Source organism: Sorangiineae bacterium MSr12523 (assembly GCA_037157775.1).
Taxonomy (GTDB): Bacteria; Myxococcota_A; Polyangia; order Polyangiales; family Polyangiaceae; genus Pendulispora; species Pendulispora brunnea.
This window is the reverse complement of record CP089982.1, coordinates 1,773,298-1,794,397: the sequence shown is the minus strand read 5'-3', so window position 1 is coordinate 1,794,397 and position 21,100 is coordinate 1,773,298. Positions and strand designations below refer to the sequence as shown.

Annotated in this window: 22 protein-coding genes; 8 read left to right on the top strand and 14 right to left on the bottom strand. The window is 64.7% G+C overall.

The features are described from left to right. Positions 1 to 263: 263 nt before the first annotated feature. The 3 genes from LZC95_07105 to LZC95_07095 are packed head-to-tail and all read right to left on the bottom strand — an operon-like array spanning position 264 to position 3,623. Positions 264 to 863, bottom strand: coding sequence for a hypothetical protein (locus LZC95_07105; GenBank protein ID WXA96603.1), 600 nt, complete (start codon positions 861 to 863; stop codon positions 264 to 266). A 10-nt stretch (positions 864 to 873) separates the two neighbouring features. Next, positions 874 to 1,419, bottom strand: a complete 546-nt coding sequence (locus tag LZC95_07100) for a hypothetical protein (GenBank protein ID WXA96602.1) — start codon at positions 1,417 to 1,419, stop codon at positions 874 to 876. After that, positions 1,416 to 3,623, bottom strand: coding sequence for a DUF3570 domain-containing protein (locus LZC95_07095; protein ID WXA96601.1), 2,208 nt, complete (start codon positions 3,621 to 3,623; stop codon positions 1,416 to 1,418). The genes LZC95_07100 and LZC95_07095 overlap by 4 nt, the downstream gene beginning before the upstream one ends. Positions 3,624 to 4,099: 476 nt before the next feature. Here LZC95_07095 and LZC95_07090 point away from each other — a divergent pair, with 476 nt between their 5' ends. Both LZC95_07090 and LZC95_07085 read left to right on the top strand, forming a co-directional pair. Continuing rightward, positions 4,100 to 4,672, top strand: a complete 573-nt coding sequence (locus LZC95_07090; protein WXA96600.1) for a hypothetical protein — start codon at positions 4,100 to 4,102, stop codon at positions 4,670 to 4,672. A 63-nt stretch (positions 4,673 to 4,735) separates the two neighbouring features. Further along, entirely contained in the window at positions 4,736 to 5,527 is a 792-nt protein-coding gene (locus tag LZC95_07085; GenBank protein ID WXA96599.1) for a rhomboid family intramembrane serine protease, read from the top strand. A gap of 118 nt (positions 5,528 to 5,645) precedes the next feature. On the opposite strand, the gene LZC95_07080 is transcribed toward LZC95_07085, so the two are convergent. From LZC95_07080 to LZC95_07070, 3 genes are read right to left on the bottom strand one after another with little or no spacing between them, the layout of a single operon-like run. After that, positions 5,646 to 6,626, bottom strand: coding sequence for an NAD(P)H-quinone oxidoreductase (locus tag LZC95_07080; GenBank protein ID WXA96598.1), 981 nt, complete (start codon positions 6,624 to 6,626; stop codon positions 5,646 to 5,648). Between the two features lie 33 nt (positions 6,627 to 6,659). Beyond that, positions 6,660 to 7,550 carry a hypothetical protein gene (locus tag LZC95_07075; GenBank protein WXA96597.1) on the bottom strand — a complete coding sequence of 297 codons (891 nt, stop codon included), beginning with the start codon at positions 7,548 to 7,550 and terminating at the stop codon, positions 6,660 to 6,662. A gap of 13 nt (positions 7,551 to 7,563) precedes the next feature. Next, positions 7,564 to 8,358, bottom strand: a complete 795-nt coding sequence (locus LZC95_07070; GenBank protein WXA96596.1) for a UDP-3-O-acyl-N-acetylglucosamine deacetylase — start codon at positions 8,356 to 8,358, stop codon at positions 7,564 to 7,566. Between the two features lie 101 nt (positions 8,359 to 8,459). Between LZC95_07070 and LZC95_07065 the strand changes: the two genes are divergently transcribed. Together LZC95_07065 and LZC95_07060 are read left to right on the top strand one after the other, a co-directional pair. Further along, a complete protein-coding gene (locus LZC95_07065; protein WXB00307.1) occupies positions 8,460 to 8,738 on the top strand; it encodes an acylphosphatase in 279 nt (92 codons plus the stop codon). A 101-nt stretch (positions 8,739 to 8,839) separates the two neighbouring features. Beyond that, positions 8,840 to 9,787 carry a hypothetical protein gene (locus tag LZC95_07060; GenBank protein ID WXA96595.1) on the top strand — a complete coding sequence of 316 codons (948 nt, stop codon included), beginning with the start codon at positions 8,840 to 8,842 and terminating at the stop codon, positions 9,785 to 9,787. Here the strand turns inward: LZC95_07060 and metK are convergent. The 7 genes from metK to LZC95_07025 all read right to left on the bottom strand — a co-directional run bounded on the left by metK (position 9,778) and on the right by LZC95_07025 (position 15,823). Continuing rightward, entirely contained in the window at positions 9,778 to 11,094 is a 1,317-nt protein-coding gene (gene metK / locus LZC95_07055) for a methionine adenosyltransferase (GenBank protein ID WXA96594.1), read from the bottom strand. The two genes, LZC95_07060 and metK, sit on opposite strands and share 10 nt — an antisense overlap. A 105-nt stretch (positions 11,095 to 11,199) precedes the next feature. Further along, positions 11,200 to 12,309 carry a hypothetical protein gene (locus tag LZC95_07050; protein WXA96593.1) on the bottom strand — a complete coding sequence of 370 codons (1,110 nt, stop codon included), beginning with the start codon at positions 12,307 to 12,309 and terminating at the stop codon, positions 11,200 to 11,202. Next, a complete protein-coding gene (locus LZC95_07045; GenBank protein WXA96592.1) occupies positions 12,306 to 12,848 on the bottom strand; it encodes an RNA polymerase sigma factor in 543 nt (180 codons plus the stop codon). The genes LZC95_07050 and LZC95_07045 overlap by 4 nt, the downstream gene beginning before the upstream one ends. Beyond that, complete coding sequence (locus LZC95_07040) at positions 12,845 to 13,852, bottom strand: hypothetical protein (GenBank protein ID WXA96591.1); 1,008 nt, start codon at positions 13,850 to 13,852, stop codon at positions 12,845 to 12,847. The genes LZC95_07045 and LZC95_07040 overlap by 4 nt, the downstream gene beginning before the upstream one ends. Continuing rightward, positions 13,824 to 14,258 (bottom strand): hypothetical protein, encoded by a 435-nt coding sequence (locus LZC95_07035; GenBank protein WXA96590.1) that lies wholly within the window; start codon positions 14,256 to 14,258, stop codon positions 13,824 to 13,826. Before LZC95_07035 ends, LZC95_07040 begins: the two co-directional genes overlap by 29 nt. Positions 14,259 to 14,297: 39 nt before the next feature. Then, positions 14,298 to 14,846 carry a hypothetical protein gene (locus LZC95_07030; GenBank protein ID WXA96589.1) on the bottom strand — a complete coding sequence of 183 codons (549 nt, stop codon included), beginning with the start codon at positions 14,844 to 14,846 and terminating at the stop codon, positions 14,298 to 14,300. Positions 14,847 to 14,962: 116 nt separating this feature from the next. Then, complete coding sequence (locus tag LZC95_07025) at positions 14,963 to 15,823, bottom strand: methyltransferase domain-containing protein (GenBank protein ID WXA96588.1); 861 nt, start codon at positions 15,821 to 15,823, stop codon at positions 14,963 to 14,965. A 164-nt stretch (positions 15,824 to 15,987) separates the two neighbouring features. Here LZC95_07025 and gcvT point away from each other — a divergent pair, with 164 nt between their 5' ends. Together gcvT and gcvH are read left to right on the top strand one after the other, a co-directional pair. Beyond that, the gene (gcvT, locus tag LZC95_07020; GenBank protein WXB00306.1) at positions 15,988 to 17,049 is read left to right on the top strand and encodes a glycine cleavage system aminomethyltransferase GcvT; all 1,062 of its coding nucleotides are present in this window, start codon (positions 15,988 to 15,990) and stop codon (positions 17,047 to 17,049) included. Further along, positions 17,046 to 17,438: a glycine cleavage system protein GcvH gene (gene gcvH, locus LZC95_07015; GenBank protein ID WXA96587.1), complete on the top strand. Its 393-nt coding sequence runs from the start codon at positions 17,046 to 17,048 to the stop codon at positions 17,436 to 17,438. Before gcvT ends, gcvH begins: the two co-directional genes overlap by 4 nt. A 32-nt stretch (positions 17,439 to 17,470) precedes the next feature. On the opposite strand, the gene LZC95_07010 is transcribed toward gcvH, so the two are convergent. Further along, on the bottom strand, positions 17,471 to 18,889 hold the full coding sequence (locus LZC95_07010) for a pyridoxal-dependent decarboxylase (GenBank protein WXA96586.1): 1,419 nt from the start codon (positions 18,887 to 18,889) through the stop codon (positions 17,471 to 17,473). A 476-nt stretch (positions 18,890 to 19,365) separates the two neighbouring features. Between LZC95_07010 and LZC95_07005 the strand changes: the two genes are divergently transcribed. Together LZC95_07005 and LZC95_07000 are read left to right on the top strand one after the other, a co-directional pair. Continuing rightward, positions 19,366 to 20,301 (top strand): 2-isopropylmalate synthase, encoded by a 936-nt coding sequence (locus tag LZC95_07005; protein WXA96585.1) that lies wholly within the window; start codon positions 19,366 to 19,368, stop codon positions 20,299 to 20,301. A 31-nt stretch (positions 20,302 to 20,332) separates the two neighbouring features. Then, a complete protein-coding gene (locus LZC95_07000) occupies positions 20,333 to 21,067 on the top strand; it encodes a methyltransferase domain-containing protein (protein WXA96584.1) in 735 nt (244 codons plus the stop codon). Positions 21,068 to 21,100 lie beyond the last annotated feature (33 nt).

Sequence of the window (21,100 nt, the reverse complement as noted above, 5' to 3'; positions counted from 1 at the left end):
CTGGATGGGGTTGCCGGGCTGCTGCCGCCCAATCGCGCGGGAGCTGCCGCGCCCGAACACGACTTGGGCCACCCCCGAGAGCGAGATGCGCACGGGTGGCGCGAGAGGCTTCAGGCTTTCGAGAACGAGAAAAAGATGGGCGCCACGCGAACTGGCACCGGCATCGGACGAATCTTCGACGATGGAAAGCGTTCCGTCATCCAAACGGGACATGGTTCGTCATGTCATCATACCTGGTCCCGGGCCGGCTTGCGGGACTTGCTTCAATTCGCGGGGACTTGGAGCACCTCCGCGGCCCTCTTGCAAGCCGCGACCGTATCGTCGTTGAACGTGCCTCCGAGCCAGTTGAAAAGGCAATTGTAGCCGTCCTGGCCCTGGATGATCTGCGGCCCCCCGCGGTGACGCACCCCCTTGTCGGTACCGGGCACGTCGGGATCGTACGAGAGCGGTTTGGAGATGAGCAGCAAGATGGCCGGATTTTCCCCGGTCATCACGCGATTCAACTGCTCGGGCTCCAAACCGAGGGCCGAGCGATAGTTCGCGGTCTTCTCCGCCTCCGATGTTTCCCCGCTGCTCGGCGTAAGGCCCGCGTCGTTCGGCAACCGAAGACCGCGCTGGCCGTAGATGCGAAGGGGCCGCTCGATGCGGCCGTGGCAATCGAGCGTGCCGCAGCGCCGTTCGAGAAAGTAGCTGACGTTGCCGGTGGCGAACGCACCGTAGTCGGGCTTGTTCTTGAGGACCGTCAGACGCGTGTCATCCGGCGGTGCTGCGCACGACCAGGCTGTCGCCACGGCCAAGATGGCCATCGGTGCACACGCCAGAAAGGCCAACGCCTTTTTCCATCTCGTCTCGGCTCGCCTCATCGTTCGCTCATCAGAAGAAGACACGGCCCAGGGCTCCGAATTTGTCGTTGGTTACGTTCTTGTTCGCATCGCGATGGCATCCCGAGCAGGAGGGCTCACGTCCCACGTGGCTCAGCATGCGCCGTTCGGTCGTCCCTTTCACGAGCTTGACGTGAAAGGGAAACGCCAAGTCCGGCCAGTCATCCGCTGGCACGTAGAAGTTGCCCGCCTTGTTGGTGATGACCGGTTTCTTCTTGCCTCCCGAGCGGGGATAATTCCCATTCGAGTCCACCAAGAGCACCTCGACCCCTTCGACCCCTTTCGAGCCCGGCTCCGCACTGTCGAAAACCGTACCCGCCACGGCGAAGTGCGAGCTCGCCGGCCCACCATCACGATGGCAGAGCACACATGGCTGCCCCGGGCGATGCTCCGGCCCCTCGCCCGGGCTGGCCGGTTCGTCGCCCAGCTTTTCGATGGCGTCGTCGATCACCGGGTCCGTGCACGACCCCAAGACCGCGGCGCTGGCCAGGATACCCAACAGCGCAATGTACTTCGTGGTGAAATGGGTTGCGCTCATTGGAATTCCACCTCGAAGCCAACCGACCCATAGAGCGCCTGCCTCGAAACGATGTAGAGCGCATTGAAATAATACGAGTACATGTAATCGCCCGTCACCGTAATCGCATATTGCGTCGGAGCTTCCGTGTCGCCCAGTGCGAGGCGCGTCCCGAAGCCGACGGTCGCGGACATGAAGGGAGAGAGCTCGCGATTGCCGGTGCGGTACGTGGGAATCACGATGGACCCGTCGTCTTTGGTCACGGCGGCATAGGCCAGGCGCCAAAAACTCGCCCCCGTCTGCGCGTGGAAGTGTAAGTGAGGCCATACGCGCAGGTGCTTGCCGATGTCCTGCATGTAGCGGAAGTCCGTCGTCGTGGCCTTGATGGACCATGTATCGTAATAGAGGCGTTCCTCGAGCCGCAGTGTGGCGGTGGTGAACCTGTGCACGAAGCGCAGCGCTCCAGCGTAGCGATCGCGCTCGACGGGGAGCTGCTCCTGCGGGCGGTAGGCGAGGCGATTGGCATTCACGATTTCCGCGGGAATGCCGGGCGTGACTTTACCGGCCACGCTTGGAGAGAACATGGGAACGTAGCGGTAGATCTTCGAGCCATCACCGCGTTCGGTGTCCAGCGTCGCCCCGAGCACGAGCACCGAGGTGGGCGATAGAACGAAGGTGGATCCAACCTCGAACGTATTGACGAACAGCTTTCGTTTCTCGCCCAGGTGATAAAGCGGCACATTGGAAAATGGCGAGTCGTTCCGGCCGACGGTCTCGTCGGAATGGGAATATGCAATGCGCGGCGTGATCAGCTTGTCGTTCAAGTCCGCCGTGAGGGCGACTCCACCGCTGATGCTCAGATAATCCGGCGAACTCGAAACTCCGCCATTGCCCTGCACACCGTATTTGCCTGGCTTGTATCCTCCGCTGAGACCACCACCGTAGCGACGCTCCACGAAGTGCCCCGAAGCCGTCGACACGATGTCCGGTGAGGCGGCGGTCACGAAGTCCACGACGAAGCTTCCACCCACGTTCCAGCCCGCCGTGGGCGAAATCACCGCCGCGGTGATGCCCGGCGTGAGGGTGTGCACGTTGATGCTGTCGGTGTAGGCGGCGAGGTCGAAACCGATTTTGGCGACGAGGTTCTTCGCGTTGGACGGGAGGCACTTGAGCACCTCCTCCTGGTTCTTCGCCGACGTCATGCACGCGAGCTGGCCCTGCGTGAGGAACTCGGGGGCCTTCGGGGTCAATTTGAGCTCGATCTTGGCCGTTTCCCCTTCCGAAATGGTGACCTCTCGCTCGAACACCAGGGAGTTGCCGTTGCTTTTGCCCTCGGCGCGAACCTGGTGCGTGCCCGGATCGACGGAGAATTTCTTCGTGAGGTCGCCCTTCACCTCGCGATCGTCGAAGCGCACCTCCAGGTCCGTCACGCCGCTCGGGGGCTCGAAGGTGACGTGCGGAATCTTCGGAATGAGGTCCTGGATGCGCTGGCGGGCCGCACGCATGACACCCGCATCCTTCTGCTCGATGCCCGTTTTCAGCGCTTTTTGCGCATCTTTGAGCGCGTCGAGCAGTTTTCCGGATTTGCTCTCACACGCCGCCAAGTGCAAGCGTGTGCGCGCTTTGTCTTCCAACTCGAGCGACTTTTTGTCGTTCTCGATGCACTCGTCTTGCTTTCCGGCTTGGTCGGCCTTGAGGCCGGCGCTCGCGTATTGAAAGGCCTCGTTGTTGTCCCAACCCGGAATTTTCCCACCCGGAACGACGGCGGGTGTCGGGGCCGGAGCATCGTTTCCACCGCCGCTGTCGCTCGGGGGATCCTGCGGTGCCACCTGCGTGGGCCCCGCGTTCTTCGCCTTCGCATCGCTGAACTGCGTCTTCATCGTCGGGGTACCACCGCGATCAGGCAACTTCGCGTTGGTATCTTCGGAGAAGGCATTGACGAAATGATTCTTCGCTTCGTCGGCCATACCGATCTGGGAAGCAACCATTCCCAATGCGACGTAGATTTGCGCCTTCACCCCGGCGCTGCAACGACCCGGGCGGCGACACTTCTCCAGCTGCAAGAGCAGCTTTTTCTTCGCGTCGGCGTACTTCGTGGAGGAATACTCGTTCGTGAGAACGTCCTGCACGAAGGACTCGGTCGCGGCATCATCAGGAGCCGCGTACGCTGGGCCTACGACGAGGCATAGGGCCAGCGCGAGGACGAATCGGACTCGCGGAAACACGGGCTTACGGTACCGAAAGGGTGAGGGGTTCGATGCCAGGTCCGAGGCAACAATCGAATGTCGCGTCAGTTGCAACCGCAACCGCCCCCGCCGCCGCCGAGACCACCTTTTGCGCCTTCGCTAACGTCACGCACGTGGGCATCGATCGGGCTCCCAACATCTTCTGTCGTCATGGTCGGATGGGCGAGCGTCCCGCGCTCGTAGGGCATGACCTTCGCGCAACCTGCAATGGCGACGAGCGCCATCGCGCAAAGGACAGTCTTGAGAACACGGTGAAATCTTTCGTGGCGGGACATCGAGCTCCATAAAAGCATGTCGCGCGCCAGCGGCTACGGAGCCTCACTTATCGCGAAATCCGCATTGGCGGACATGGCATTGGGCACTCCAGTGCCCACCATGGATCGCATACGATCCGGCCGAAAAATCGGGTGCTAGATTCAGTTGCACGCGCCAGCGGCGTCCGTAATAAGGAGATCATGCGACGCCAAATGTGGGTTCGCGTCGCGACGCTGTTCGCGACTTTGGTCGCGAGCGCGCTCGCGAGCGTGACCGCTTGTCTCCCCGAGCAAGAGCGCACGACGTTCGGACCTGCGGAGGCCCTCGGCCCTCGTCCTTTCCCCAACCCCGAACCCGGCAACGGTGCTGGCGGCGGCGGTGGGCCGCCGGATCCGGGTCAGATATGCGGCGGGCAAGGTCCCATCGACGCGGGCGATTGCACCGCCAAGTGGTCCGAGATCTTCGCGAAGACCATCGCGGGGAGCGGAACGTTGGCTTGCGGCAAGGGAGGCTGCCACTCCAAGAACAGCACCCCGCCCGAGATCAGTGCGGACAACGCAGGAACGGCGTGGCAGCAGCTCACGAACTACAAGATCAGCGCATCGCGGGGCGGTAAGCCCTACATCAATCCGTGCACGAAGACGCCCGCGGAATCGTCGATCGGTTGCAACCTCGACAACAAGTGCGGCCAAATGCCACCGGGCGGGGGCATCACCGCCGACGAGCTCGCGAAGATCAACGAGTGGGTCCAATGCGGCTCCCCGAATAACTAGATCGGCGTGATTTCGAGCCCAGGCGTTTCCCTCGGGGGGTGCATGCTCTAAGTTGTTCCAGGCATGGAATGGCTTCTGGCTCGCCTCGAACGACGACTTGGTAAATTTGCCGTACCCAACCTTACCGGCTTCATCATCGGCGGTATGGCGATCGTGTACGTGCTGAGCAGATTTCAGCAAAGCTACCTCGCCAGGCTGACGCTCGATCTCGATGCGGTGTCGCGGGGTGAGGTATGGCGACTCGTCACGTACCTGTTCATCCCGCGCGGGTCGGACTTCTTCATCCTCTTCACGCTGTACTGGCTCTGGTTCATCGGCTCGACGCTCGAGTCGGAGTGGGGCGCGTTCAAGCTGAACGTGTATTACCTCTGCGGCATGATCGGCACGACCGTGGCCGCGTACCTGACCGGCTACGGAATGGGCAATGAGTATCTCAATTACTCATTGATTTTCGCGGTGGCGACGCTCGTTCCCGATTACGAGATTTTGCTCTTCTTCATTCTGCCGCTGCGCATGAAATGGATAGGCGTCCTCACGGGCGGCTACGTGGTGCTGGCCTTCGTGCAGCAGATGCACTGGGCAGGGCGCGCAGCGATCATCGCGGCGGTGGCCAATTACTTCATCTTCTTCGGCGGTCACCTGCTAGGCCTCACCCGCCAACGCGGCGTCCAGGTCCGCCAAGCCGCGCGCCGCAACGCCTTCCAAGCCGAGGCCTCCGCCGCCCCCACCGGCGGCCGAAGCTGCGCCATCTGCGGCGCCCGCGAGGAAGACGATGCCGACATCCGCGTGTGCTCCTGCGAAAAGTGCGGCGGCAAACCCCGCAACCTCTGCCTCACCCACGCCAAGAACCACTGAGCAGCCAGAAGATTTCACAGGGAGGCGGGGAGGCGGGGAGGTTTTGTGGTTTTCAGTTGGCACCTTTGGTCCATTGAAATCCAAAAAATCTCCCCGTCTCCCCGCCTCCCTGTGAATCCTAAATCTCCAAGACGACCTTGCCGAAGGATTGGTTTTTGGCCATGTGGCGGAGGGCGTCGGCGGCGGATTCGAGGGGGAAGATGCGGTCGACGATGGCGGTGAGCTTGCCCTGCGCGATGAGGGGGACTACTTGGCGGGCGAAGGTTTGCGCGGCGGCGATTTTCTCCTCGAGGGGGCGCGAGCGCATGGCGGTGCCGAAGATGGTGATCCGGCGGTAGAGCACGACGTTGATGGGCACCTCGGCCGAGACGCCGCCCATGAGGCCGACGATCGCGATTCGGCCGCGCGGCGCGGCGCAGGAGATGTCCTCCGTGATGTAGCTGCCGCCCACCAGATCGAGGATGACGTCGGCGCCGCGTCCGCCGGTGAGGGACAGAACTTCGTCGGCGAATTTCCCATCGGGAACCAAGAGGCCGTGGGTCATGCCGAGTGCCTGCGCGCGTGGAAGCTTGTCCTCGGTGCGCGCGGTGCCGATGGACGATGCGCCGATGGCGCGTGCAATCTGGACCGCGGCGGTGCCAACGCCGCTTCCCACCGCGTGGACGAGGACGACCTCGCCGGCGGCAAGGTGCGCCTGGGAAACCATGGCGTCGTACGCGGTGATGAACGCTTCGGGAATCGCGGCGGCATCCGTGAACGAGAGGCCGTCGGGCATCTTGGCGAGCGTGCGCGCGTGGACGACGATGGACTCCGCGAAGGCGCCGCCACCGGCCAAACCGAAGACGCGATCGCCGGCGACGAGCTCGGTCACGCCGTGACCGACGGCATCGACCTCGCCGGCGAATTCGATGCCGGGGACATCCTGCGGCGCATCAGCCGGCACGGGATAGGGCCTTGCGATCTGAAGGAGATCCTGGCGATTGAGCGCCGTCGCGCGGATGCGAACACGGACTTCGCCGCGGGAAGGCTCGGGCGTCGGAACCTGGCGGAGCTCGAGCACCTCGGGACCGCCGAAACGAGGAATGACGATGGCGCGCATGGGCGAGCAGCGTAGAAGAAGGCCGCCCTGCGTTCACCAAAGAAGCGTCAGCCCAGCGCGCATGGCGGTGGTGCTGTCGGTGCCGGGATAGAACGGTGCGCCCACGCTGCGGATCATGCCGATGGAGGGCTGCACGTACTTGAGCATCAAACGAACCGTGGGCGAGACGGCGAAGAAGGCGCGGCGCTCGTCGGCCACGGGGGCGTCGATGATGTAGAGCTGGTAGGCCTCGAGGCCGAGGGCGACCCAACTCACGGGGCGGATGGCCACGTAAAGCGTCGCGAGCGAGAAGGCGCGCTGGCCGGTGTTCTCGCGCACGTCGAAGGTCCAATCGAGGCCTTCGCGGAATTGAATGATGAACGGCCCCACGGTGTCGTGCACGTCGACGAAGGGGCGAAGCGCGAAGGTGCCGCTTTGGAAGAAGACATGGTCCCAGGGCCGAAGTGCAATCGCGGCCGAGGCGAGGGAAAAGGCATCGATGGAATTGACGTTGAAGTTCGCCGTCGGCAGCACGAGGCCGAGCCCCGCACCGAAGGCGAGGCCCGTGGTGGTGGACCAAACGGCGCGACCGTAGATCTCCGTGTTGCCGCCGAGCACGAACGGCGCGCGAGGGCTGGCCGGCGAGCCCATGGCCGCCTCGTAGGTGCCGCCGATGAAGTAGGCGCGCTCGTGAAGCGGGATCTCCATGGCGAGACGCAGCACGTGAATGGGCACGTGGCCGCGCAGCACACCGGTATCGCGCGGGTAGTAGGCCCCCGAGGTCAGCTCCACGGTCGCTTCGCGGTCGGGGTGGGCCAACTCGGGAAGGGTCGGCGGCCGCGGCGCGGAGGGCAAACGGCTCAGACGACTCGCATTGTCGGCCCACGCCGCACGGGGCAGCGATGCGGCGAGGACGAGCAGGAGCGGCGCGAGTCTCCGAGGCACCGTGCGGTAGATACTATCGATCGACGACGATGCCCATGGCGCGTGCGCGGGCCATGGCCTCGTGCGTGGCCGCGTGCCCGGGACGAAAGGCTTCGATGCGGCCCTCGTGCGGGCCACCATGGAGTACGAGGTCGCCGACCAGATCGAGCAGCTTGTGGCGAGCCGGTTCGTCGGGTGCAGCGGGGATGCCTGCAGAGTGCACGGAGTGTTCGTCCACGACGACGACGCTCTCCGGGTCGACGTGCGCCATCATGCCACTGTCGGCGAGGGCGGCGATTTCGCCCGCGAGAGCAAAGGTGCGCGCGGGCGCGATGCGGCGGGCAAACTCGTCGGGATCGCCGCGCCACTCGGCGCGCAGCTCGAGATGAGCCTGCGGGTAGTCCAGGGTGACGGCGACTTCCGGCGCGGGGCCTGGCGCGAAGGCGTAGATGCTTGTGCCTACACGGACCTCGCCAGCGCGGGCGATGCGGCAGGGCGGCGCCGAGCGAGCTGCGCCGAGCTCAGCGAGGGCGGCACACCATTGGGCTGCGGCGCCATCCAGGATGGGAAGCTCGTCGCCCTCGAGCTCGATGGCCACACCTTGGTGAACCCCGAGGCCACCAAACGCCGCCAAGAGGTGCTCCACCGTGCCTATTTTTCGCGCTTGTCTAGCCTGTTTCGCGACGATCGCCGTGGTGCGGGGCGATGGGACGTACGCGTATTCGGAAAGCGGAACCCCGTCGAGGCGCAGGGGTCCGCTTTCGAGGCGCAAGGTCACGGCAGCGGGTCGACCGCCGAAGAGGCCTCGACCTCGAAGCAAACTGGTCACTCGACCGACCGCTACTCCGCCGACCATAGTTAACGGTCCGTAAGGCAGAAGTGGGATTGGCGCCAGGCGAACAAGCGTTGATAATCGGCCCTCGAGAAACCATGGCCAACAAGGGAGTTCATCTCGTCGTCAAAGGGCGAGTCACGGGAGTTTTTTTTCGAGCTTCGGCACAACGCGAGGCCCGTCGCCTCGGCATCACGGGTTGGGTGAAAAACCGCAACGATGGCGCGGTTGAGATCCGTGCCGAGGGTGAGGAAGACGCCATCAAGGAGATCATCGGTTGGGCCCAGCATGGTCCGTCGGCCGCACGCGTCGACAGTGTGGATGTGCGCTGGAAGAGCTACACCGGCGAGTTTTTCGACTTCCGCATCGAGCAATAAGAGCCGTCAGCCTCGCGGCCTTTCTCGTTTCGCTCCTCGCGAGCTCCGCCGTCTCGGGCAGCGCGCTAAGCCAGGAGACCACGGAGGGGGCGCGCAAGATCGTGGCAGCCGCCGTGAGCGGGGATCCGTCGGCGCGGGAGGAAGCCGGGCGGCGCTTGCAGGAGATGGGCGAGGTCGCCGTGCCCGCGCTGATCGAGGCGAAGGGCCGGTCGAATCCCCTGGAGGTCCGCAAGTGGGCCATCGCGGTGCTCGAGGCGATGAACAAGAAGGTCCCGGGCGAGGCCGTCACCACGAAAGACGGCGCGCTGCTGGCCGAGGTGCTCCGCGCCTACGGAAAGACGCGCGATCTCGATGCCTTGGGCGCGGTGTTCGCGTTCGCCAATTCGGATCGCACGCCGATCCGTGAGGCCTCGCGCGAGGCCATCGCGGAGTACGGCGACGCGGCACTTCCCAAGCTGCGCGAGACGTACACCAACTTGAAGAGCGCGCCCCCGCCCGAAACGTGGAGCACTGCGGAGCTCGAGCGCGAGCTCTTTCGGCTGATGGACCACGTGAGGCTGCGCGATCTGTACACGCTGTTCGACGAAGCGTTGGCCAAGGCCAAGGCCGAACCCGAGGCGGCCGTATCGCAGCTCGATCAGGTCTTCGCGCGGGCGCCGTCCTTCGAGCGGCGCGGGGAAGCCGTCCCCATTTACGTGCAATATGCACAGGCTCTCGAGTCGAGCGATCCTGCGCGGGCACTCGACTACTACCGCAAGGCCGAGCGGCTCGCGCCTGGCGGGAGCGAGCGGGATCGCATCTCCAGCGCCATCACGTGGCTCGAGGCGCACCAACTCGCGGGACGAGGCCTCGTCGACCGGGCGGCGCTCACGCGCGCGATCGAGCTCGATCCGGAGAATGCGCACGCCAAAGCGGATTTGGCGCGCCTCGACGAGGAAGCCCAATCGAGGGCGCGCCGGCTTCGCTGGTTCGTCGCAAGCGCCGCGGCAGTCATCGCACTCGCCACCGCGGCTTTGTTGTTCTTGCGAAGGGCGAAACGTCAGGCCTGAGCGCTGACGTCCTTCTTGCCCTTCTTGCCGCCGCGGGCGCCGCCCTTGCCACCCTTCTTGGGGGCGGCCTTGACGCCGTTGCCGTTGGCGTGGCCGTTCGCGCTGCCGTTGGCGCGCTTCTCGACGACCTTGCCCTTGGCCTTCGGCGTGGTGCCGAGGAGATCCGACGCGATTTGCTCCGCGCGGTTCGTCTCTTCCCAGCTGAAGCCCTTGCGGCCGAAGTGACCGTAGGCGGCCGTCTTCTTGTAGACCGGCTTGAGGAGGTCGAGCTCTTCGATGAGCGCCTTCGGGCGCATGTCGAAGTTCTCGAGGATGTACTTGGCGAGCTTCTCCTCGTCGACCTTGCCCGTGCCGAAGGTGTTCACGTGGACGCCGACGGGCTTCGCCACGCCGATGGCGTAGGCAACCTGCACCTCGCAACGACGTGCGACGCCGGAGGCGACGACGTTCTTGGCGACGTAGCGCGCGTAGTAGCACGCCGAGCGATCGACCTTCGACGGGTCCTTGCCCGAGAAGGCGCCGCCACCGTGACGGCCCATGCCGCCGTAGGTGTCGACGATGATCTTGCGGCCCGTGAGACCGCAATCGCCCTGCGGTCCGCCGATGACGAAGCGGCCCGTCGGATTGACGTGGAACTTCGTGTTGCGGTCGATGAGCTTCTTCGGGATCACCTTGTTGATCACGAGCTCGATGATGGCTTCGCGCAGCGCCTTGTACTTCACCGTCTCGCTGTGCTGCGTGCTGACGACGATGGCATCGACACGAACCGGCACGTCGTTCTCGTACTCGAGGGTGACCTGCGTCTTGCCGTCGGGGCGGAGGAAGTCGACCTTCTTCTGCTTGCGGACGGTCGCGAGCTGCAGCGCGAGCTGGTGCGCGTAGTCGATGGGGGCGGGCATGAGGTTCGGCGTCTCGTCGGTCGCGTAACCGAACATGAGACCCTGGTCGCCGGCGCCCTGCTCCTTGTGGAGGCCTTCGCCTTCGGTGACGCCCTGGGAAATGTCGGGGCTCTGCTTCTCGAGGGCGGTGAGGACCGCGCACGTGTTGCCGTCGAAGCCGAGCGACGAGTCGTTGTAGCCGATGTCGAGCACCGTCTTGCGCACCAGCGTGGGGATGTCGACCCACGCGCGCGTGGTGACTTCACCCGCGACGATGACCATCCCGGTCTTGGCGAGCGCTTCGCACGCTACGCGGGAGCTGGGGTCCTCGGCCAGAAGAGCGTCGAGAATGGTGTCGGAGATGGCATCGCAGACTTTGTCGGGATGGCCTTCGGTGACGGATTCGGAAGTGAACTGGTAGCGTGCCATGCGGTAAAAGGCTCCTCTTTCTCCGATGCAACGAGCTGAGCTCGCCTTGGAAGCGGCGCTGGGGCCGCGAAAGTGCCGTACCATAGCGCGGGACTCGGGCTCTGGCTACCGCCGCTCCGCCTCTCCTGCTGGTCCCGCTGCCTCTCCTGGTGCTCCTGCTCCGATCAATGCACGAAGCCTGTCAGCATGGGGGCTGGTCGGGTGTGCACGTAGGAAGTTCGCCGCTTCGAGCTTCGCCCGAGCCAAGCTTCCCGTTTTGACGAGCGACTCGACGTAGAGCACCTGGCGCTCTTCTTCCAATGTACCGCCCGCGAACGTGGCCGCTCCGCGCTCGAGCAGCGTGCGTGCACTGCGCGCGCGTCCCTGGCGGAGTTCGCGCCGAGCTGCGCTCACGAGGGCCGCTTCGTCGGCCAATTGATCGAGCACGTCGGGCTCGGACTCCACCGCTTCCCTCACGGATCCCGCGCCCGAGGGAACGCGCGCCTCCTCGGGCAACGTCGAGACGGCCGGCGGTAAGGCAACCATGTCATTCGAAGAGGTGACAACGGGTGGCGGATTAATCAGCGCTGGGCGCTTTTCGGGACCGGGAGCCGGAGCGGGAAGAGATGGCGCGCGGGGCTCGCTCGGCGGCGCGATCGCGGGTTCCTGGGATCGAAACGAAGGCTGCGGGGCAAACTCGATGGGCCGCGACGATGGAGCAGGTCGCGCCCCGGAAGGCGTCACGAGGACGGACGACGATGCGGATGCACTTGCCACATCGCGAGGGGGAACGCGCGAGGGTTCACTCGGGCTCGTGGCGATGGATGCCGTCACGCCCAACACGCCGATGGCCGTGGTCACCTTGAGAAGCGTGCCCGCGCCGAATGTCGCCGTGGCCACCTTCGTCGTCGTGGCGGCGCCTCCGGCAATGGCAGCCCCGGTTCCCACCGCGGCCGCGCCTGTCGCGCCTGTCGCGCTCGTTGCGGCGGCCGTGCCTGCACCCGCACCCGCGCTCGCACCTGTCGCGGTCCCCGTGCCTGCGGCGGCCGTGGCGGTGGTCGCGGCCGTGGCACCGATCGCACCGCCGGCGACACCCGCCCCGACGATGGCGGCCCAAACGGCGTCCTTTGCCTGCGGAGGCGGCTCCATCTCGCGGCCGACGTCGAGGAGCGCGCGCTCCATCTCCGTCTCGGGGCCGGACTGGTCCAGCCAACGACGCGGATCGCGCGGTTTCATGCGCCGCGTCCCCCTCCCATGGCAAAGCGCTCCCGCGCCACCCGGCGATCGAGCGATTGTCGGAATCGCTCGCGCGCGATGCGCAGGCGCGAGTGGACGGTCCCAACGGGAATGTCGAGCAAGGAGGCGATCTCTTCGCCGCTCATGCCGTCGAGCTCGAACAGGGTGAAAACGGCGCGCTGATCCATCGGAAGCTCGTCGAGGATCGATTCGAGCAGGGCGAGGCGTTGCCGGCGTTCCAAGATCGTGGACGCATCCTCACGCACGTCGGCGGTCTCCTTCAGCGGCCCGTCGTCCGAGAGAACGTGGCGCTTGTCCCACACGACGTTGCGGCGGCGCTGGGCGACGCGCATGCAGATTGCGAAGAGCCACGTCGTAAGCTTGGCGTGGCCTTCGAAATCGTCCAGGCGTCGATGCACCACCATGAAAACCTCCTGAACCGCATCCGCGACATCGTTCTCGAGCACGCCCAGCCGCCGCAGCGAGCGCCACACGAACGCGAAATGCTCGTCGTAGACGGCGCGGAATTGCTGCTTCATGGCAGTGAGAACGATGCGCCCAGCGAGAGCGCGAAAAAGGTACTCGCACCATTGTAGACGATCCCGGCCCCCTCGACGTCGTAGCTTGCCCGAACGACAGGGACGTCGGCCGAGGCTCGGGCCCACAAGCCCACGCCAAAGCGGCCGTCGCCCAAAGCAAAGCGCTGACTCCATAAGAGACCGGGACCCAATGTCACGAGCGGACGCAGCTCGTGCCCTTCACGTGGGTACCCGGAGGCCGAACCCCACACGAGGGACATTCGAAGATTCGCACACACATCCAAAGCCATCGACGCATGACTGCCGAGTCCCGTGAAGCAACCTTCCGTGAGCACCCCCGTGACGGCGAGACCGACGTTGCCCGCGTTCGTCTGTCCGACGGACGCAATCTTGCGAAAGAGCGGTTGATGAAAGGCACCGAGGCCGAAAGACCACGGTGAAGGTTGGAGCCACCGCGCCGTCACGCCGAACACCGGCGCGACGTCTCCAAGAAGGCCGCGCGTGATGCCTGCGCCCACGTCGAGTGCGACGGTTGGAGGTGATTCGGGCGGCGGCGGTGGGCTGTCTTTGGGAGGTGGTTCCTGCTTGGACGAAGGTGGAGGTGGCGGCGGTGGTTCTTCTTTCTTCCGCTCGAGTGGATCGAGCATCAAGGAGAGCGCGACGCCGACGGCGTTGATCATGGCGTCGCACGACGTCTTGTCGTGCTTGATAACGCGCGTGCCGACGGTTGCGCCGGAAAGGCGGATGGTGGCTTCGTAGCCGCGGGCGCGGCGTACGAAGGCCACGGCCACGTCGGTGGATTCACCGGCGTCGGGAACCACGGAGAGGAGCCGCTGCCGGATGCCGGCGGCATCGGGGCACGTGGTGATCGCGGGATCGAGTTGCACGGAGAGATCGCGCGGGGCGGCCGATGCACCGCGCGCGTGCAGCAGCACGGCTGCTGCCGCGAGCACGATCGCGGAGCCGCGACACGCGTCACCACGCGACATCGATGTCGCTTTCATTGAGCGAGTCCAGCGAGTCGAACGAAGCCCCATCGGAGCTGCTGCCCGCGTCGAGGGCGCCCGCATCGGGAGGGCCCGTATCGAAGGCTGCATCGGGAGGGCCCGCGTCGGAAGGCCCGCCGTCCGTGGCGGCGTCGGAAGGCCCGCCATCGGTATCGGCGTCGGGCTCTACGAGCGCATCCCGATCGAACGGCGCATCGAACGATGCATCGAAGGGCCCACCATCGACGCTGCCGTCGTCGACGTCACCATCGAGCGCCGAGCCGTCGCTGGCCGGTCCATCGGCCCGCGCGTCTGGAGCACCGGAATCGACTGGCTCATCGAGGCCTCCCAAGGTCGTAACTCCGCCGAGGCACCCGGCGGCGCCGTACGCAATGAAGGCGAAAAGTACAGCTGCCTTCCTCATTCTCGGTGGAGATCGTCCCTCACGGAGGCCCCGCGTCTATCATTGGGGATACCCCGCGTCCACGGGTTCGGGAGACCCGCCATCTTCGTCCGGTATGCCCGCATCTTGGCCCGGGAATCCTCCATCCTCTTCCGGCGGCGAGCCTCCGTCGCAACCGCCACCCGTACCTGAATCGACCGCCGGTCCCGCGTCGACACTGGCATCGGGATATGGCCCCGGCCCCGCATCGGTACCGGCATCGGGACGTGGCCCGGCATCGGGACGTGGCCCGCCATCAGGACGTGGACCTCCGTCAGGACGAGGGCCGGCGTCGATGGGATGCCCGGCGTCTGCGCTGGCATCCGGAGGCGGATACCCGCCGTCCCAAATGACACCACCGTCCGCCTCACCCACGCCACCGTCTTCACCGCAGCCCGTGCTCGCGTCGGGAGCCGATCCGCCATCGTAGTCGTCGTTGTCGTTCGACTCCTTTCCGAGCTGGCCTTTGTTGTCGTCATCGCCGTTTTCGCCGTCTTTGTCCGTCGCGCCGGCGCACGCGGCGAGTGCGAGCATGCCGGCGAGAAGCACGAGTCGATAGGTCTTGCGCATAACGTCTCCTTCGCCTCGTGAATGCGGGCGTCGGAGCGTCGGGATCAGAAAATCGACGCGTGCTAATTCTTTATTTCAGTTGGCGCGCCATGCCTCGAATGGCGCGCCCCGCACATTCACTTCAGCGTGGGCGTGGAGCCTTTGCTGATCGGTACGTGCACGCTCGAGCGGCGCGAGGCTACCTCGATCTCCGAGCCCGGAAGACCTGCAATGGCCAAGGTGGCCGCAGGGTCCCACGACAGCGGCGCATCCGGCCCGCCTACGAGACCGTAGAATCGTGCAGCCACACGCGACATGCGTGCGTCGCCCAACTGATCCCAGATCTCGTTCCACGGATACGTCTCGCGAAGGGCGTTGAAGAAGTCCTCCGCGCGCTTGAACGCGAGCGTGTGGCGGTAGACCGTGTGGCGCACCATCGTGAGCTGCGCCTCCTCGAACATCTGCGCCATGGAGTCGCGCTGGGCGAGGATGCGCGGGGCCGGCGGAACGAAGTCCGGCTCGAGGTGCTGCAGGCAGAGGCTCACCCGCTCGAAGGGATCGTCCTCCTCCGTGGGGCCCCAGGTCATCACCGCGACCTTGCCGGAGCTGGAGAGCGAACGACCCCAGGCCGTGAGCGCCCCTACCCGGTCGTCGAGTTGCCAGAGCCCGAAGGCGCAGACCACCAGATCGAACGGGCCGCCGCTCGCATCCTTCGCGTCGGCCTCCTCGCAGTAAATGTTCTCCAAACCCGCCGCGTCCGCCTGCTCGCAGCAGATCTTCACCATTTCGGCACTTTTGTCGGTGGCACGGACCCTACCGGTCTCACCTACGGCGCGGGCCGCCGCAAGAACCTCCGAGCCTGGGCCGCAGCATGCAATCAGCACGCGGTGCCCCGGTTCCACTTTCGCCTCTTGAATCAAATCGAGGTGATACGGCGTAAATCGCGGTACCCACTCTTCGACATAGCCGCGCGCAGCGCGATCCCACGGGGTCGCCATGGGAGAAGCATAAGCCGAGCGCTTGCCGCGAGAAAGGGGTGTACCCTGCTCGCGCGATGAATCCTCCCGCTTCTCCCGTTTCGCCCCCCGATTCCCCCAAACCCAGCGCCACCGAAGATCGGCGCACCTCCCTCTACGAGGAACACGTCAAGCACGGCGGCCGCATGGTCCCCTTCGCCGGCTGGACGATGCCCATCCAGTACAGCGGAATCGTCGACGAGCATCAAGCCGTTCGCAACGCGTGCGGTTTGTTCGACGTTTCGCACATGGGTGAGCTCGAGATGCGCGGCCCGCACGCCGGGCAGGTGGTCAACTACCTGGTCACCAACGACGTGAGCCAACTCGCGGTCGGGCAGGCGCTCTACACCGCATGTTGCAACGCCAGCGGGACCATTCTGGATGACCTCATCGTCTACCGCGCTGGCGACGAGCGCTATCTGACGGTGTGCAACGCCTCGAACCGCGACAAGATGGTCGAAGTCTTCCGCAAGGCCGCCGAAGACCACTGCGAGTTCGAGGACCGCAGCGACTCCACGGCGCTCATTGCACTGCAAGGCCCGAAGGCCTTCGAGGTGCTGGCCCTCGCAGGCAGCGATGCGGCCAAGCTGTCCGAGCTGAAGAGCTTTCACTTCCGCGATGCTGTGGTGGCCAACGTGGCCTGCACCGTGGCGCGCACCGGATACACCGGCGAGGACGGCGTCGAGATCTTCTGCGCGTGGAACGATGCCCCCGCGCTGTGGCGGCACCTCGTGGAGCTGGGCGGTCCGCTCGGCCTCAAGCCCGTGGGCCTGGGCGCGCGCGATACGCTCCGGCTCGAGGCGCGGCTTTCGCTTTATGGCAACGACATCGACGAGACGACGAATCCGCTCGAGGCGGGGCTCGGTTGGGTGGTCAAGCTCGGCAAGGGCGACTTCGTGGGGCGTGAGGCGCTAGAAAAGGTGAAGGCCGCGCCGCTCCCGCGAAAACTGGTCGGTTTCGAGGTGACCGGACGCGGCGTAGCCCGGCACGGTTACCCGCTCCGCGATCTCGAAGGTAACGAGGTGGGCGTCTGCACGAGCGGAAGCCCTGGGCCGACCGTTGGCAAGAACATCGGTCTCGGCTATCTGCCTGCCAACCTAACGACCATCGGAACCCAGTTCCTGGTCGATTGCCGGGGGCGGAACATCGAAGCGACCGTCGTCAAAACACCGTTTTACAAAGCGAACAAAGGGGCTGTATCCAAATGAGCGATGTGACCATTCCCGAGGGCCTCAAGTACACCAAAGACCACGAGTGGGCGAAGATCGAGGGCGGTGAAATCGTGGTGGGAATCACGAAGTTTGCCGTCGATCAACTCGGCGACATCACCCTCGTGAACATCGACGCCAAAGTAGGAGCCGAGGTCGAAGAAGGCAAAGCGTTCGGGTCCATCGAAAGCGTGAAGAGTGTGAGCGATCTCTTCGCACCGGTGAAGGGCAAGATCACCAAGGTGAACGAGGAGGTCGCTCAAAAGGGCGAGCTCATTAATGAGGATCCCTACAAGGCATGGCTCGTGCGCATTGCCGTGTCGGACCCCAAGTCTCTGGACGGGCTGCTCGACGCCGCCGCGTACGAGGAGCACACGAAGAGCGCATAGTTGGGAATGCGAATAGCCCGGTGCGCGCTCGTTCAGCGCGCACCGGCGCATTGCTGCATGAGGGCCCACAAGTCTCGAATGTGGGAAAGCTCCGTCGCCTCGGCGCCGATGGAGATGCGGGCCACGCGGCGGCCGTCGATGAGGGTGGAGGTCAAATAGGCTTTTCCGCTTTCGTTCACCCGCTCGACCCAGCGCAGGTTGTGCTGGTCGATCTCCGCCGAGGTGATCTCGGCCGAGCTCAGTCCGTGGGGAATGTGGCGCACGCAAACCGTCTGAAAGAGGACGGGGGCGGCGACCTCCCAGCCGTCGGCTTTGCGCACTTGGGCCTCGAGCCATTTGGCGTGCTGAATGTCGCGCCGCACGCGTTCGATGAGGCCATTGGTTCCTTGCTCGCGAAGCAAGAACCAGCATTTCAAAGCACGAAACCGGCGGTCGCTCGGAATGCCCCAGTGCCGGTAGCTCGTGGTCTCGTCGTCCATCGTGCCGTGGTGGCTCGTGGACATGACGCGTTGGAGCCGGTCGGTATCGCGCACGTAGTACGCGGTGCAATCCATTCCGGCGCCGAGCCAGCGATGCAGGTCGACGGCGAGGGAGTCGGCCGACTCGATGCCCGTCCAATGCGGGCGGCACTCCGGCGCAACCATGGCCGCGCCGGCCGTCGCAGCATCGATGTGAAGCCACACGCCATAACGCGATGCGACCCGACCAATGGGAACGAGGGGATCGACCCCGGCGGTGTCGTGCGTGCCGATCGTCGCAACGACGACACAAGGAAGCATGCCGGCGCGAATGTCGTCCTCGATGCGGGTGCGCAGAAGGTCGGCGCGCATGGCATAGCGCTCGTCCGTTTCGATGAATCGAATGTGCTGGCGCCCGATGCCTGCGAGCAAAAGAGCTTTCTCCACGCAGCCGTGCGCCTGGTCGGACGTGTACGCGGTGAGGGGCGACGAGGCGTGCAGCCCGGCACCAAGCCGCTGGTCGTCGGTGGCACGCTCACGAGCACACAACGCGGCCACCAAGGCCGCCGTCGATGACGAATCGTGGATGACCCCGTGAAAGGCATCGGAAAGCCCCAGCATTTGCCGGAACCAGTCCATGACCAGCTCCTCCAACTCGGTTCCCGCTGGACTCGCATGCCACGTGGTGCACGACACGCCGAGGCCCGACGCCAAAAGCTCGCCCAAAACAGCGGCCAAACTCGTGCTGCTCGGTGCACTCGCGAAAAAACTCGGGTGATTCCAATGCGTGATGCCGGGAACGATGACCCTTTCGAAGTCGGCCAGCACCGCGTCGAACTCATCGCCGGAGTACGGTGGAAACGATGCCAGCTTTTCCCGGATGGCCCCCGGTCTTTCGTTCGACATCACGCACCGGGATGGCAGGTTCGCGCGGTACTCGGCGATCCAATCAACCAAGCGATAGCCGATCGTGCGAAATTGTTCGGGCGTCATACCGTCCCCCTTCTGCAAACGAAATCGCGGCCATCGGTGCAGTGGGCCCGGTGACCGCAACCTCGAAGTCGCATTTCAATTTCAGATCATTCTAAATTGGTTATCTCCCGCAATTCGTCTTTGCGAAGGACGATGCAGGATCCGCACAGAATCTACGCCAGGCCGCATTTACATCCGAGCGCTCGGCCGATCGAACACGAACGACCATGGCGATGTGGCTGCGGCCTCGACCCGTTTTGCCAGAGCTTCGAATGTAATTCACTAGGCGAGCTCGTTCAATGCGAGTTCCACACTTTCCATATTTTTCCAAAAGGACTTGGATCGCATGACGCGATATCTCAACCGAAAAGCGAAATTGGTAAATACGGAATACCCATCATTAATCCGGGAGCGTGCCGGAAGGGCGGCTCGAAGCCGCGTTGCGGCATTCGCTCGACGCGGCTGCGGCTCGGTGAAAGGATGGCGCCCGACACGCAATGGATGACCAACGTAAGGAACGCACACACATAGCGAGCTCGGAGTTCGATTGGAATCGCGCGGAAGGAACGGGACGATTCGCCTCGACCCGCATTTCCGTGCTCGACGAGACCTTGCGGGATGGGCTGCAGAGCCCGTCCGTGACCGAGCCGCGGTTCGAGAACAAGCTAAAGCTCCTCGTGGCGATGAGCGAGCTCGGCATCGACATCGCCAACATTGGAATCCCGAGCGTCTCCCCGCGTGCGTTCGAAGATTGCCTGCTCCTCTGCAAGGAGGTGGCCCGCACCAAGGTGAACATCCGCCTGGCGTGCGCGGGACGGACCTTGGTGGGGGACATCACGCCCATTCTGGAACTGTCGCAGCGCGCTGGGGTGCCCGTGGAGGTGTATGCGTTCATCGGCTCGAGCCCCATTCGGCAATACGTGGAGGGCTGGGACGTGCCGCTCATTGCCCGGCAGAGCGCCGAGGCCATCGACGTGGCCGTGAAGGCCGGGCTCGACGTGGTTTACGTGACCGAGGATACGACGCGCTCGCACCCGCATGCGCTGACCACGCTTTTTCAGTCGGCCATCGACCATGGCGCAAAGCGTCTTTGCTTGGCCGACACGGTGGGTCATGCCACGGCGGCCGGGGTGCGCAGGCTGCTTCGGTTCACCAAGGAAGTGCTCGCCCGGTTTGGCGCCTCGCACATCGGAATCGATTGGCACGGCCACAATGACCGGGGTCTGGCCCTGGCCAATGCACTTTGGGCAATGGAGTGTGGCGCCGATCGTGTGCATGCCACCGCACTGGGCATCGGCGAGCGGGTGGGGAACGTGCCCATGGAGGCGCTGCTCCGGAACATGAGATTACTGGGCCTGCACGATCGGGATTTGTCACCGTTGAGCCGATACACCGAACTTTGCTCGCAGGTCCTCGCCTGGCCCCAATCATAAATAAAGTACTCTGCCGGGCGAGGTACGGAGCATGACCACGGATTGGAAACTGCTGGACATCGCCCAGCGCTACGATGAATACGAACCTGTACGCGAGCGCGTGTTGGCGTATCCCATCGTGTTCGAGGAATTGGGTCTCGCACGGCGCGACTGCCACGTCGTGCTCGATTATGGATGCGGGGCCGGCAAGGTATCTGCGCTCATCGCGCGCGACTACGATGTGTCGGTGATTGCCGTCGACGTTTCGCCGGGCATGCTGGCCATTGCAGGGAAGAAGCGCGCGCATCCGCGGATTACGTACCAGCTCATTGCCGAGGACCAGCGGCTCGACATTCGCGCGGGCAGCGTGGATGCGGCCCTCACGTGTTTCGTATTCGTGGTCATCCCCGACGCGGAGCGCATTCGCAGCATCGTGCGCGAGGTGCACCGGCTGTTGCGGCCTGGGGCCGTGTACGCGATTGTCGATCACAATCCCGATTCGGTGGGCGTGCCGTTCGACTTCGCGCGCGTCGGCGAAGCGGGACGCACGTACGCACCGGGCGATCCGCTCGAGATTCGCCTATCCACACCGGGAGGGCCGCCGGTGGTCGTGCACGACTTCTACTGGCCGAAAAACATGGTGCGCGAGGTTCTCGAGGAAGCGGGCTTTCGCAACGTTCGCGTCGCGACCCCAACGTTGTCGTCGACGTTTCGCGGGCCCGAAGCCTCCCGCCTGCAACTCGAGCGCAAGCACCCGCCGTACGCGATTTACCTCGGGCAGAAATAGCGGAGCGATGCGGCTAGATGAATGGGGATTGAA